The 13,754-nt window shown below is 67.1% G+C and carries 11 protein-coding genes; 8 read left to right on the plus strand and 3 right to left on the minus strand.

The window, feature by feature from the left end; translation table 11 throughout:
- Positions 1–12: 12 nt before the first annotated feature.
- Positions 13–825, plus strand: coding sequence for a prolipoprotein diacylglyceryl transferase (gene lgt, locus MF6396_RS14575; RefSeq protein ID WP_054915522.1), 813 nt, complete (start codon positions 13–15; stop codon positions 823–825).
- Between the two features lie 48 nt (positions 826–873).
- On the plus strand, positions 874–1,845 hold the full coding sequence (locus MF6396_RS14580; RefSeq protein ID WP_043863454.1) for a thymidylate synthase: 972 nt from the start codon (positions 874–876) through the stop codon (positions 1,843–1,845).
- Between the two features lie 93 nt (positions 1,846–1,938).
- Here the strand turns inward: MF6396_RS14580 and cadR are convergent, their stop codons facing one another.
- Positions 1,939–2,382, minus strand: coding sequence for a Cd(II)/Pb(II)-responsive transcriptional regulator (cadR, locus tag MF6396_RS14585; RefSeq protein ID WP_043863455.1), 444 nt, complete (start codon positions 2,380–2,382; stop codon positions 1,939–1,941).
- Positions 2,383–2,466: 84 nt separating this feature from the next.
- Here cadR and MF6396_RS14590 point away from each other — a divergent pair, with 84 nt between their 5' ends.
- The 6 genes from MF6396_RS14590 (at position 2,467) to MF6396_RS14615 (ending at position 10,887) form a co-directional block, all read left to right on the plus strand.
- Positions 2,467–4,749: a heavy metal translocating P-type ATPase gene (locus MF6396_RS14590; protein ID WP_078480729.1), complete on the plus strand. Its 2,283-nt coding sequence runs from the start codon at positions 2,467–2,469 to the stop codon at positions 4,747–4,749.
- A gap of 8 nt (positions 4,750–4,757) precedes the next feature.
- Positions 4,758–5,627 carry a LysR family transcriptional regulator gene (locus MF6396_RS14595; protein ID WP_058541769.1) on the plus strand — a complete coding sequence of 290 codons (870 nt, stop codon included), beginning with the start codon at positions 4,758–4,760 and terminating at the stop codon, positions 5,625–5,627.
- 183 nt (positions 5,628–5,810) lie between these two features.
- Positions 5,811–6,875, plus strand: a complete 1,065-nt coding sequence (locus MF6396_RS14600) for a putative 2-aminoethylphosphonate ABC transporter ATP-binding protein (RefSeq protein WP_054915524.1) — start codon at positions 5,811–5,813, stop codon at positions 6,873–6,875.
- A 1-nt stretch (position 6,876) separates the two neighbouring features.
- Positions 6,877–8,595, plus strand: coding sequence for a putative 2-aminoethylphosphonate ABC transporter permease subunit (locus MF6396_RS14605; protein WP_078480705.1), 1,719 nt, complete (start codon positions 6,877–6,879; stop codon positions 8,593–8,595).
- 39 nt (positions 8,596–8,634) lie between these two features.
- Positions 8,635–9,660: a putative 2-aminoethylphosphonate ABC transporter substrate-binding protein gene (locus tag MF6396_RS14610; RefSeq protein ID WP_054915526.1), complete on the plus strand. Its 1,026-nt coding sequence runs from the start codon at positions 8,635–8,637 to the stop codon at positions 9,658–9,660.
- Between the two features lie 111 nt (positions 9,661–9,771).
- Positions 9,772–10,887 carry a TIGR03364 family FAD-dependent oxidoreductase gene (locus tag MF6396_RS14615; RefSeq protein ID WP_054915527.1) on the plus strand — a complete coding sequence of 372 codons (1,116 nt, stop codon included), beginning with the start codon at positions 9,772–9,774 and terminating at the stop codon, positions 10,885–10,887.
- Positions 10,888–10,965: 78 nt separating this feature from the next.
- Here MF6396_RS14615 and MF6396_RS14620 read toward each other — a convergent pair whose 3' ends face one another.
- Positions 10,966–12,330 carry a DUF3482 domain-containing protein gene (locus MF6396_RS14620; protein ID WP_078480707.1) on the minus strand — a complete coding sequence of 455 codons (1,365 nt, stop codon included), beginning with the start codon at positions 12,328–12,330 and terminating at the stop codon, positions 10,966–10,968.
- Entirely contained in the window at positions 12,323–13,702 is a 1,380-nt protein-coding gene (locus MF6396_RS14625) for a DUF2868 domain-containing protein (RefSeq protein ID WP_078480708.1), read from the minus strand. The genes MF6396_RS14620 and MF6396_RS14625 overlap by 8 nt, the downstream gene beginning before the upstream one ends.
- Between the last annotated feature and the right edge of the window lie 52 nt (positions 13,703–13,754).

Below are 13,754 nucleotides of genomic sequence, written 5' to 3' on the forward strand. Positions count from 1 at the left end.
AGAGGAGTCACCATGCTGCCTTACCCGCAGATCGATCCCGTGGCACTGGCCATCGGGCCGCTGAAAATCCACTGGTACGGCCTGATGTACCTGATCGGCATCGGCGGCGCGTGGCTGCTGGCGTCGCGCCGGCTGCACCGCTTCGACCCCACCTGGAGCCGCGAGAAACTCTCCGACCTGGTGTTCTGGCTGTCCATGGGCGTGATCGTCGGCGGGCGCCTGGGCTACGTGCTGTTCTATGACCTGAGCGCGTACCTGGCCAACCCGACGCTGATCTTCGAGGTGTGGAAGGGCGGCATGTCGTTCCATGGCGGCTTCATCGGCGTGATGCTGGCGGCGCTGTGGTTCGGCAAGCGCAACAACAAGTCGTTCTTCGAGCTGATGGACTTCGTTGCGCCGCTGGTGCCGATCGGCCTGGGTGCCGGGCGCATTGGCAACTTCATCAACGCCGAGCTGTGGGGCAAGGCCACCGACGTGCCGTGGGCCATGGTGTTCCCGCCGTTCAGCGACCCGGCGCAATTGCCGCGTCACCCGTCGCAGCTGTACCAGTTCGCCCTGGAAGGTGTGGCACTATTCCTGATTCTGTGGCTGTACTCGCGTAAACCGCGCCCGACCATGGCGGTTTCCGGGATGTTCGCGCTGTTCTACGGCATCTTCCGCTTCATCGTCGAGTTCGTGCGGGTGCCGGATGCGCAGCTGGGTTACCTGGCCTTCGGCTGGCTGACCATGGGTCAGGTGCTGTGCGTGCCGATGATCTTCGCCGGTATCGCGCTGATCTGGCTGGCCTACCGCCGCGCGCCGAGTGCCAAGGGCGCCGCGCTTTAATTTTCCCGGCAGGGGCCTGGCCCCTTCCGGTATCGAGACAGGTAAGACATGAAGCAATATCTAGAGCTGGTGCGTGATGTGATCGAGAACGGCACCCTGCAGGGCAACCGTACCGGCGTGCGCACCATCAGCCTGCCGGGCGCCATGCTGCGTTTCGACCTGCAGAAGGGTTTCCCGGCCATCACCACCCGCCGTCTGGCGTTCAAGTCGGCGATCGGCGAAATGGTGGGCTTTCTGCGTGGCGTGAAGAACGCCGGCGAATTCCGTGAACTGGGCTGCAAGGTCTGGGACCAGAACGCCAACGAGAACGCCCAGTGGCTGGCCAACCCGTTCCGCCAGGGGCATGACGACCTGGGCGAGATCTACGGCGTGCAATGGCGTCAGTGGCCGGCCTACAAGCGCATCCCGCTGAGCAACCCCGCGGCCATCGAGCTGGCGCAGAGCAATGGCTTCGTGAAGATTGCCGAGGCAGAAGAAGAGGGCGAGGCGTTCGTGGTGCTGTACAAGGCCATCGACCAGATTCGCCAGTGCATCGACACCATCCACAACGACCCGGGCAGCCGCCGCATCCTGTTCCATGGCTGGAACTGTGCGCAGCTGGACGAGATGGCGTTGCCGCCGTGCCACCTGCTTTATCAGTTTCACCCGAACGTGGAGACCAAGGAGATTTCCCTGACCCTCTACATCCGCTCCAACGACCTGGGCCTGGGCACACCGTTCAACCTCACCGAAGGCGCCGCGCTGCTGTCGCTGGTGGGCCGCCTGACCGGCTACACGCCGCGCTGGTTCACCTACTTCATCGGTGATGCGCACGTGTACGAGAACCACCTGGACATGCTCACCGAACAGCTCAAGCGCGAGCCGCTGGCGGCGCCGAAGCTGGTGATCTCCGACCGCGTGCCGGAGTATGCCAAGACGGGTGTGTACGAGCCGGAGTGGCTGGAGAAGATCGAGCCGAGCGACTTCAGCCTGGAAGGCTACGAGCACCATGCGCCGATGACGGCGCCGATGGCGGTCTAAGCGCGCCAAACCGCTTCGCCAGCAAGGCTGGCTCCTACAAGGATCACCGCGATCCCCTGTAGGGGCCAGCCTTGCTGGCGAAAGGGCCCTCAGTCAGTGTCCATGGCTGCGCCCCACATGCGAATGCTCCGCCTCCGGGGCTGTCACCGCACCGTTCACCTCCAGATGCTGCAGGATCGAGCACTGCGTTTCCTGCGCCCGGCAATGCTGGCGCAACTCCAGCAACTGCCCCTGCAATGCCACCAACCCGTCGATGCGCGCCTTCACGTGCTGGATATGCTCGTCGATCAGCGCATTCACGCTTTCGCACTGGTCCTCCGGGCTGTCGCGCAGGCGCAGCAGGCTGCGGATCTCTTCCAGGGTCATGTCCAACGTGCGGCAGTTGCGGATGAAGGTCAGCCGCTCCACGTGCGCCTGGGTATACAGCCGGTAGTTGCCCTCGCTGCGCGCAGGCTCTGGCAAGAGGCTTTCACGCTCGTAGTAGCGAATGGTTTCCACCGGGCAGTCGGTGGCCCTGGCCAGCTCTCCGATCTTCATCTGCAAAATACCTCGGTTGGTTGCTTGACCCTATAGTGGCTACAGGGTGTTCACTTGGCAACAGGACCTTTAGGGATGAACCACATGAACCAGCCTGTCAGCCCCGACCACGTCGGCCACGCGCATGATCACAAGCATGAACATAGCCACGATCATGCCCACGACCACGCGGACCACGACCACGCCAGCCCCGCGCCTGCCCACGGCAGCTGCTGCTCCGGCGCCGCCGCACCGGCCCTGGTGCAGCTGCGTGAAACCACCAGCAGCGATGCGCGGCTGAGCCGCTTCCGGATCGAGGCCATGGACTGCCCGACCGAGCAGACCCTGATCCAGAACAAGCTGGGCAAGCTCGACGGCGTCGAGCAGCTGGAATTCAACCTGATCAACCGTATCCTCGGCGTCACGCATACCCACCCCGACACCCGCGGCATCGAGCAGGCGATCACCTCGCTGGGCATGCACGCCGAACCGCTCGACGATGCGGGCGAGGCCGGCAGCGGTGCAGGGGCTGCGCCGAAGAAAGCCTGGTGGCCGCTGGCGCTGTCCGGTGTCGCCGCACTCGCCGCCGAGATCGTCCACTTCACCAATGCCGCCCCGGAATGGGCCGTGGCCCTGCTGGCGCTGGCGGCCATTCTCGGCTGCGGCCTGGGCACCTACAAGAAGGGCTGGATTGCCCTGAAGAACCGCAACCTGAACATCAACGCACTGATGAGCATCGCCGTGACCGGCGCCGTGCTGATCGGCCAGTGGCCGGAAGCGGCCATGGTGATGGTGCTGTTCACCCTGGCCGAACTGATCGAGGCGCGCTCGCTGGACCGTGCACGCAACGCCATCGGCGGCCTGATGCAACTGGCCCCGGACCTGGCCACCGTGCGCCAGGCCGACGGCCAATGGCAGGAGGTCGACGTGCGCCAGGTGGCCCTTGGCGCCACCGTGCGCGTGCGCCCAGGCGAACGTATCGGCCTGGACGGCGAAGTGCTGCAAGGCCAGTCCAGCATCGACCAGGCGCCGATCACCGGCGAAAGCCTGCCGGTGGAGAAGGGCCCCGGCAACAAGGTGTTCGCCGGCACCATCAACCAGTCCGGTGCGCTGGAGTACCGCGTGACCGCCGCCGCCGGCCAGTCGACCCTGGCCCGCATCATCAAGGCCGTGGAGCAAGCCCAGGGCGCCCGCGCCCCGACCCAGCGCTTCGTCGACCAGTTCTCGCGCATCTACACCCCGGTGGTGTTCGTGCTGGCACTGGCGGTGGCCGTGGTGGCACCGCTGTTCTTCGGCGGCCTGTGGTTCGACTGGATCTACCGTGCGCTGGTGCTGCTGGTGGTGGCGTGCCCGTGCGCGCTGGTGATCTCGACCCCGGTGACCATCGTCAGCGGCCTGGCCGCCGCAGCGCGCAAGGGCATCCTGATCAAGGGCGGCGTGTACCTGGAGGGCGGGCGCAAGCTCAGCTTCCTGGCGCTGGACAAGACCGGCACCATCACCCACGGCAAACCGGTGCAAACCGACTACCGCGTGCTCGATGCGCGCTTCGAAGACCGCGCCCAGCACATCGCCGCGAGCCTGGGCGCTCGTTCCGATCACCCGGTGTCGATGGCCATCGCACAGCAGTACGCCGATCAGCCGCTGGCCGAGGTCAGCGAGTTTCAGGCCCTGATGGGCCGTGGCGTGGGCGGCAGGATCGACGGCGTGCTGTACCACCTGGGCAACCATCGCCTGGTCGAGGAACTGGGCCTGTGCTCGCCCGAACTGGAAGCCCAGCTCGATGAGCTGGAGCGCCAGGGCAAGACCGTGGTGCTGCTGCTCGACGCCTCCGGCCCGCTGGCGCTGTTCGCCGTGGCCGATACGGTCAAGGAAAGCAGCCGCGAGGCGATTGCGCAGTTGCATGCACTGGGTATCAAGACCGTCATGCTCACCGGCGACAATCCGCACACCGCCGAGGCCATCGCCGCGCAGGTGGGCATCGATGAGGCTCGCGGCAACCTGCTGCCGGCCGACAAGCTCAAGGCCATCGAAGACCTGTACGCCCAGGGCCATCGGGTCGGCATGGTCGGCGACGGCATCAACGATGCCCCGGCGCTGGCGCGGGCCGAGATCGGGTTTGCCATGGCGGCGGCCGGTACCGACACCGCCATCGAAACCGCAGACGTGGCACTGATGGATGACGACTTGCGCAAAATCCCGGCGTTCGTCAGGCTCTCGCGGCAAAGCGCGGCGATCCTGGTGCAGAACATCGTTCTGGCCCTGGGCATCAAGGCGATCTTCCTGGCGATCACCTTCACCGGCATGGCGACCTTGTGGATGGCGGTGTTCGCCGACATGGGCGTGAGCTTGCTGGTGGTATTCAACGGCTTGCGCCTGCTCAGAAAGTAAGAGGCGGTATGTTGAGTTCCGAGTTGAAGGCGTTCTACATGGTGGCCCGCCTGGGCAGCATTACCCTGGCGGCGAAGAAACTCGGGCTCAGCCAGCCGACGGTGACCACGCAGATCCGCAACCTGGAGGCCCAGTACGGGGTCGAGCTGTTCTTTCGCGGCGGTCGCCGCCTGACCCTGAGCGACGACGGCACGCGGCTGATGCCGATGGTCAAGGCGCTGATGCAGCAGGAGTCGGATATCGAGTTCTTCCTGCGCAACAGCGGCCAGGGGCAGGGCGGCCTGCGCATTGCGGCCACCGCGCCGTACTACATTCTCGACTTGGTGAAGATCTTCCGCGAGCGCCTGCCGCAGGTGGAGCTGTCGGTGGAGATCGGCAACTCGCAGCAGGTGCTGGAGTGGCTGGAGGATTACCGCGTGGACATGGCCGCCTCGTCACAGCTGGTGGAGGATGCGCGGCTGGTGCGGCGGGTACTGGGCGTCGACCCGCTGGTGGTGGCAGTGCACCGCAACCATCCCTTGGCCTCGCGTGAGGCGGTGCCGCTGAGTGCGCTGGGCGGGCATTGCCTGCTGATGCGCGAACAGGGCTCGACCACGCGCCGGCTCACCGAGCAGATGCTCGACGAGGCGGGGGTGAAGGTGGGCTCGCTGCTGGAGATCGGTAGCCGCGAATCGATCCGCGAGGCAGTGCTGCGCAACATCGGCATCAGCATCATCGCCCGCCACGAGGTGCCGCATAACCCGGAGCTTAAGGTGCTGGCGCTGGAGGGTGCGCCGGTGATGCATGAGTACCTGTACTGCCTCAAGGAACGGCGCCAGGCGCGGTTGCCTGCTGCCTTTCTCGGCCTGGCCCAGGAAGTCTCGGCGCTGACCCTGTAGGAGCCAGCCTTGCTGGCGAATGTCGCGCTGCGGCCTGTGGGATTGCGCAGTGCCCCCTTCGCCGGCAAGGCCGGCTCCTACAAAAATCTGCCTATACCACTATCACCCGCTTTTGCCCCACCGCCACAGAACCTTCGCATTGCCCGCCTAGCATGGCCCTCACTCGTTCAGTGAGGTCCCGGCATGAACAACGCACTCGCAACCCCCGGCGCACAGATGAAAGTGCGCGGCATCCACAAACGCTTCGGCGCCTTCACCGCGCTGCACGACGTGTCCCTGGACATCGTCGCCGGCGAACTGGTGTGCCTGCTCGGCCCCTCCGGCTGCGGCAAGACCACCCTGCTGCGCTGCATCGCCGGGCTCGAACGCCAGGACCGCGGCACCCTCTACATCGGTGACCGCGACATTTCCGAGCTGCCGCCCCAGGCCCGCGACTACGGCATTCTGTTCCAGTCCTACGCGCTGTTCCCCAACCTCACCGTCGAAGCCAACATCGCCTACGGCCTGACCGCCAGCAGCCGCGACGAATCTCGTCAGCGCGTGGCCGACATGCTCGACCTGGTCGGCCTGCGCGGCAGCGAGAAGAAGTACCCCGGCCAGCTCTCCGGCGGCCAGCAACAACGTGTGGCCCTGGCCCGCGCACTCGCCCCGGCACCCTCCTTGCTGCTGCTCGACGAACCCATGTCGGCCCTCGATGCCCGCGTGCGCGACCACCTGTGCAGCGAGCTGCGTCAGTTGCAACGCCAACTTGGCATCACCACCCTGATGGTCACCCACAACCAGGACGAGGCCATGCTCATGGCCGACCGCATCGCGGTGATGAACAACGGCCAGGTCGAGCAGTACGACACCCCGCAGGCCATCTACGACAAGCCGGCCACGCCGTTCGTGGCCGAGTTCGTCGGCCAGGGCAACTGGCTGCCATTCCAGCAGCGTAGCGACAGCCATGCCCAGGTAGGTGACATGAACCTGCGCCTGGCCCCCGGTGCGGGCGCGGCCAACAGTGGCCGGTTGTTCTGCCGCCCCGAGGCGATCAGCGTCAACCCGCCGGTGCATGAAGAAAACCTGTTCCCGGCCCGAGTGCGTGAAATCACCTTTCTCGGCAATCGCTGCCGCATGAGTTTCGAGTTCAACCAACTGCCCGGCCACGCACTCACCGCCGAGGTGGCGCCCGAGTCGATGCCGCGCCTGGGCTCGCAGGATATCTGGGTGGCCTTGCCGCCGCGCAGCCTGCAGGTGTTTGCCTGACATGGGCGCGCCGATGAGCCTGCCGATCGCACCTGCGAAGGCCAAGACCACCGGCGGCGTCGCGCTGGGTGATCGCCTGTTCGTGACCTGCGGCAAATGGCTGTTGCTGGTGCTGCTGACCGTCGCGGTGCTGCTGCCGTTGCTGGCGATCTTCTGGCGCGGCTTCAGCAGCGATGCCGGGCAGGGCGGCGGGCTGGTCGCGGCCCGCGAACTGTTCGCCAGCGCCAACTTCCACTGGCTGCTGGGCAACAGCCTCACCGTCGCGCTGAGCGTGGCGGCCATCGTGGTGCCCACCGCCTACCTGTTCGCCTATGCGCTGCAACGCACGCTGATTCCGGGCAAGCGCATATGGCGCGGGATCTCGCTGCTGCCGCTGCTGGCGCCTTCGATGCTGCCGGCCATCGCGCTGGTGTACCTGTTCGGTAACCAGGGCCTGCTGCGCGGGCTGCTCAGCGACAATATCTATGGCTTCTGGGGCATCGTGCTGGGCGAGGCCATCTACACCTTCCCGCATGCGCTGATGATCCTGCTCTCGGCACTGTCGCTGGCCGACGCACGGTTGTTCGATGCGGCCTCCAGCATGGGCGCCGGGCCACGCCGCGCGTTCACCAGCATCACCTGGCCGGCCACGCGCCAGGCCGTGTTCGCCGCGTTCTGCCTGGTGTTCACCCTCACCATCACCGACTTCGGCGTGCCGGTGGTGGTGGGTGGCGACTACCAGGTGCTGGCGCTGGAAGCCTACAAGGCGGTGGTGGGCCAGCAGCAGTTCGGCCGTGGTGCACTGATCGGCATGGTGCTGCTGGTGCCGGCGCTGCTCAGCTTTGCGGTGGATGCCTGGCTGCGCCGGCGCCAGGGCGATGCCATGAGCGGTCGCGCCCAGGTGTTTGAGCCGGCCCCCAGCCGCCGGCGTGATGCGTGCTTCCTGGCCATCGTGCTGCTGGTGTGCGCCATTCTGCTGCTGGTGGTGGGCATGGCGGTGTACTCCTCGCTGGTCAAGTTCTGGCCCTACAACCTGTCGCTGTCGCTCAAGCACTACCAGTTCGACGACACCGCCGGCGGCGGCTGGCTGGCCTACCGCAACAGCATCACCATGGCGCTGGGCACCGCCCTGATCGGCAGCGCGGTGATCTTCAGCGGCGCCTACCTGATGGAGAAGACCAGAGGCCGTCTCAACCTGCTGCTGCGCCTGCTCAGCTTCGTGCCGATGGCCGTGCCGGGGTTGGTGCTGGGGCTGGGCTACGTGTTCTTCTTCAACCTGCCGGGCAACCCGCTGCATGTGTTCTACGGCAGCATGACGCTGCTGGTGGTGTGCACCATCGCGCACTACCTGACCACCGCGCAGATGACCGCCACCACTGCACTGCGCCAGCTCGACAGCGAGTTCGAGGCCGCCGCGCTGTCGCTCAAGGCCCCGCTGTACCGCCACTTTGCGCGGGTCACCGTGCCGATCTGCCTGCCAGCGCTGCTGGACATCATCCGCTACCTGTTCGTCTCGGCGATGACCACCGTGTCGGCAGCCATCTTCCTCTACAGCCCCGACACCATCCTGGCCGCGGTAGCGGTACTGAACATGGACGATGCCGGCAACGTCGGCGGCGCCGCCGCCATGTCCACCCTGATCCTGTTGACCAGCGCCGGCGTGTCACTGCTGCTGGCGTGGGCCTCGCGTGGCCTGCTCAAACGCTCCCAGGCCTGGCGCCAGCGCGCGCCGGGCCACTGATTGCTCTTCCAACCCTGTACTGCTCAAAGGAACCGCACCATGTTCAAGCCACTTGCTCTTGCCGCTGCCGTGCTCGCTGCCGTGACCGTGCAGGCCCAGGCCGCCGACACCCAGCTCACCGTGTACACCGCGCTGGAGGCCGAACAGCTCAAGACCTACAAGCAGGCCTTCGAGAAGGCCAACCCGGATATCGAGATCAAGTGGGTGCGTGACTCCACCGGCATCATCACCGCCAAGCTGCTGGCCGAGAAGGATCGCCCGCAGGCCGACGCGGTGTGGGGCCTGGCGGCGTCGAGCCTGGCGATCCTCGACCAGCAGGGCATGCTGCAGACCTATGCCCCCAAGGACCTGGACAAGATCGGCGCCAACTACCGCGATGCGGCCAACCCGCCGGCGTGGGTGGGCATGGACGTGTGGGCGGCGACCATCTGCTTCAACACCATCGAGGCCGAGAAGCAGGGGCTGAGCAAGCCGGTGAGCTGGCAGGACCTGACCAAGCCCGAGTACAAGGGCAAGATCGTGATGCCCAACCCGGCCTCGTCCGGCACCGGTTTTCTGGATGTGAGCGCATGGCTGCAGACCTTCGGCGAGAAGCAGGGCTGGCAGTACATGGACGAGCTGCACCAGAACATCGGCCAGTACGTTCACTCCGGTTCCAAGCCGTGCAAGCTCGCGGCGGCGGGAGAGTTCCCGATCGGCATCTCGTTCGAGTACCCGGCGGTGCAGCTCAAGCGCCAGGGCGCGCCGCTGGATATCGTGCTGCCCAAGGAAGGCCTGGGCTGGGAGATCGAGGCCACTGCGCTGATCAAGGGCAGTCAGCATGAAGCCGCGGCCAAGCGCCTGGCCGACTTCTCGGCGAGCCCGGCGGCGATGGAGCTGTACAAGGAGAACTTCGCGGTGCTGGCGCAGCCGGGCATTGCCAAGCCGCAGACCGAGTTGCCGGCCGATTACGAGCAGCGTCTGATCAAGAACGACTTCGGCTGGGCATCGAAGAACCGCGACAGCATTCTGGCCGAGTGGCGCAAGCGCTATGACGGCAAGTCGGAGAAGGTGGCGCAGCAGTAAATCCGCTTCGCATTCATCGCGGGTCAAGCCCGCTCCCACAGGGATCATCGCCGTCCTTGTGGGAGCGGGCTTGACCCGCGATGGCCGCACCACAATCCTGAAGGGAACCCCATGTCAGATTTTCTCATCGTCGGCGCCGGCATCCTCGGTCTGTCCCACGCCTACGCCGCAGCCCGGCGCGGCCTGCGGGTCAAGGTGTTCGAACGCAGCGCCACCCCGCTGGGCGCCTCCATTCGCAACTTCGGCCAGGCCCTGGTCAGCGGCCAGCCGCCCGGCCAGATGCTCGAACTGGCCAAGGCCAGCCGCGGCATCTGGGCCCACTGGGCCGAGCACGCCGGCTTTGCGCTCAAGCGCAACGGCTCGCTGCTGCTGGCCCGCACCGCGCTGGAGCAAGACCTGCTCGAAGCCTTCTGCAACGGGCGTGCACTCGAGCACGGCTACCCGGTCGAACTGCTGCAGGGCGCCGCGCTCGATGCGCTGTATGACGGCCAGTTCCGCCATCATCGCGCCGCCCTGCGTGGGCTGGACGATCAGCAGGTGTACTCGCGCGAGGCCATACCTGCGCTGGTCAACTACCTGCGCGAGCAACTGGGCGTCGAGTTCCACTTTTCCACGCTGGTGCGCGAGGTGGAGCCGGGGTTTCTGACCACCACCGCCGGTCGCTTCAGCGGCGAGCACATCGTGGTGTGCAGCGGGCACGACTACCAGACGCTGCTCGCCGAGCCGATGGCGCAGTTGCAGCCGCAGGTATGTCGCCTGCAGATGCTGCGCGCCCGGCCATGCTTCGGCCTGGACCTGCAGCATTCGCTGCTGACCGGGTTGAGCTGCCTGCATTACGGGGCGTATGCCGACCTGCCGCAGGCGCAGGCCCTGCGCGCCGAGGTGCAGGCCGGCAGCCCGCACCTGCTGGAAAACGGCATTCACCTGTTGATCAGCCCGACGCCCCATGGCGAGCTGATCATCGGCGATTCGCATGCCTATGGCAGCGATGCATCGCCGTTCAATGCCGAGCAGGTGGACAACTGGATGATCGAGCTGGCCGAGCAGACGCTGGGTGGGCGCATCGAGGTGCTGGAGCGCTGGCAGGGGGTGTACGGCTCGGGTGGGCCGGGGCCGTTTTCGCTGCTGGCGGTAGCGCCGGGGGTGAGTGCGGCGCTGATGCACAGCGGGGTGGGGATGAGCGTGGGGCCGGCGTTGGCGGAGGGGCATATTGCACGTCTGATCTAAGACCGCCATCGCGGGTCAAGCCCGCTCCCACAGGGATCGCACACTCTCTGTGGGAGCGGGCTTGACCCGCGATTGGCCTTAAAGCTCCTGCACAAGACTGTCGATCTGCTCCTGCCGCTCCGCCTGCCCGAGTTTGGCCCCTGGGTTCATCGACGACCACTGCGGGTGCGCCCGCGCCTTGCTCAGCGCCTCCGGCAACTTGCCCTCGCGCCAGCCCTTGTCGCTGGGCAACGTCAGCTTGATGCGAGCTGTCGCCGCATGCCCGCGCCCCTCCAGCGCTGCCAGCAACTGACGCTGACGCAACGCCAGCAAGCGCAGCACCCCGTCGTCCACCGTCAGTTCATGCTGGCCCTTCAGCTTGCCCATCAGCCGCGAACCGTAACTGCGTGCCGTCTGCAGCGCACCCCCGGCAATCGCCCCGGCCAGTGCGGCCGCCCCCAGGGTAATGCCGCCGACCAGCAGGTCGACCCCGGCACCGGCCGCGGCGCCCGCGGCAACCCCGCTGCCCAGGCGCACGCCCAGCAATTTCAGGGTCTCGGGGTTGAACAGGTCATCGCCCCAGCGCCCGTCCAGCAGCGGTAGCTCGCCGGTGTGGGCGTCGTCCTTGCGAAACGCATACAGCTTGAGCAGCGCCTCGACGCAGCGTTGTTCACGCTGGCGAATCACCTGATGCAGCTCGCTGATCGCCGCTGCCTCGGCCTCCGGCCTGGCGATCACGCTACGCCGGCACGCCGCGCAATCGAGCAGCAGTTCGGCAATCAGGCGCTTGGCGCTGTGCTGGCGTGCCACACGCTGGGCCTGCTGGTCATCGATAAGGCGCTGCAAGGCCGGGCGCGCATTCTCCAGCAGCAAGGCCAGGCTTTCGTACAGGCGCTGCTCGCCATCCTGCGGCGGGGCCACGCTGTCGAAGCGCACCAGTGCGTGCAGCCCCAGGCGTGCCAGGGCCTCGCGCCAGTCCGGCTCGCGATGCTCGTTGCTGGCCACGAAGTTGAGCACCGGCAGCAGCGGTTTGCCGCAACCGGCCAGCACTTCCAGTTCATCGCGGTACTTGGCCAGCACCGGCTCGCGGGCGTCGATCACGTACAGCCCGGCATCACTGGCCAGCAACTGGCGCAGCACCTTGGCCTCCTGCTCGAAGCGCTGGCGCGCCTCGTTGCCTTGCAGAAAACGCTCGACCCGCGCCGGGCCGTCCAGCCGCTCACCAGGCCGATCGAGACGCTCCAGGTAATCGAGCAGCGCGATGGCATCCTCCAGGCCCGGGGTGTCGTACAGCTCCAGCAGCGGCTCGCCCTCCACCGACAGCCGTGCGCCTTCCACATGCCGGGTGGTGCTGGGGCGGTGCGAGACTTCGCCGAAACCCACGTCGCGGGTGAGCGTGCGCAGCAGCGAGGTCTTGCCGACGTTGGTGTGGCCGACCACGGCCAGTTTCAACGGCTTAGTCATGGCCATGCTCCAGCCAGTTGAGGGGGGCACTGTCGGCGTACGCCAGGCCCAGTTGCTCCAGCGCCTGGTGCCAGTCGCCCAGGCGGTCGGCGTCCAGTGCCTGGCCGGGTGGTGCCTGCAACAGCCAGATGCGCGTGGCCCCGGCGCTGCGCGCAAGCTCGGCCAGCAGCGCCAGGCTGCCCCGGTCGGGCGAGCGGCGCGGGTCGCAGGCGATGGCCAGGCGCGCGGGCGGGAAGCGGCTCAGCTGTTCGAGCAGCCTGTTGCGTGATTCGCGGCTGTCGAGGATACCGGCGTTGGTCACCGAGGCTGGCAGAGCGGGCGGCCAGGGGTGCTGGTCGTCGAGCTCCAGGCCCACCAGCAAGGCGCCCTCGGCCGGTGCGTCGCCTTCGCTGCGGGTGATTTCGGGCAAGGCCTGCGGGGCAGGGTCGTTGGCCCCCAGGCGTTCGCTGCTGGGCATCAGCACGTCGCGCAGGGCGCTGTAGCCGGGCAGGTTGAGGTCCAGGCCCAGGCGCCGGCGCCCGCTGTGCCAGCGCCACAGGCACAGGGCCGCGAGCACCAGCCGCGGCAGCAGGCCGTACACCACCAGCACGCCGAGCATCCAGCCGGCCCACGACTGGCGTGCCAGCTCCAGCGCCGGTTGGCTGGCGCCGCTGGCGCGGATCATGGCCGCGTCCGGCACGCTGAAGCCCAGCAGCGCGGGCAGGGTGCCGAGGGCCTGGGTCAGGCCGACAAAGGTGTCGGGGTCGAGGATGGTGGTTTCCCACACAAAGCCATAACGCCGGGTGGCCAGCAGCATCAGCATCACCACCAGGGCGCTGGCCAGCGCCAGCAGCCACAGGCCGTGCACCAGCAGGCCGAGCAGCCAGCGGTTGAGGCGCTGGCGTTGCAGCAGTACCAGCAGGGCTGGGGCCAGATGCGCGGCCTTGGCATCGCGGGCGAACTTTTCGCTCAGCCATAGCCACAGCCGCCCCAGGCTGGCGCCATGGTCGCCGGCCAGGGCAAAGCCCAGAGCCCAGCTCAGCAGCATCAGCAGGTTAAGCCCCAGCAGGCTGCCCAGCGCCCAGAACACGTTGACCGGGCGCTGGCCGTCGCCCAGCCCGGCGAAGGCCAGGCCGGCGCCGCTGAGCACGGCGAGCAGCAGCAGGGCCAGCAGCGCCAGGCGCGCCCCGGCTTTCCAGCGCCCCAGCGCGGCGCGCAGGCCGTCGCGTTCGGCCAGCCACAGGGCGCGGTGTTCGATGCGTGCAGCCAGGTCGCCGCCTTGCTGGCGCGCACGGCGGTTGGCTTCCTGGTCTTCCAGCGCGCCGGCATGTTCTTCACGCAGGCGCACGGCTTCGGTGAGCCAGCGTTTGTCCAGGTCAGTCAGTCCAGTCACACCCAGCTTCCATTGATCAAAACTGCCCAAAGCATAACCCACGCATCGGCCA

It is taken from the genome of Pseudomonas sp. MF6396, assembly GCF_002018915.1.
GTDB lineage: Bacteria > Pseudomonadota > Gammaproteobacteria > Pseudomonadales > Pseudomonadaceae > Aquipseudomonas > Aquipseudomonas palmensis.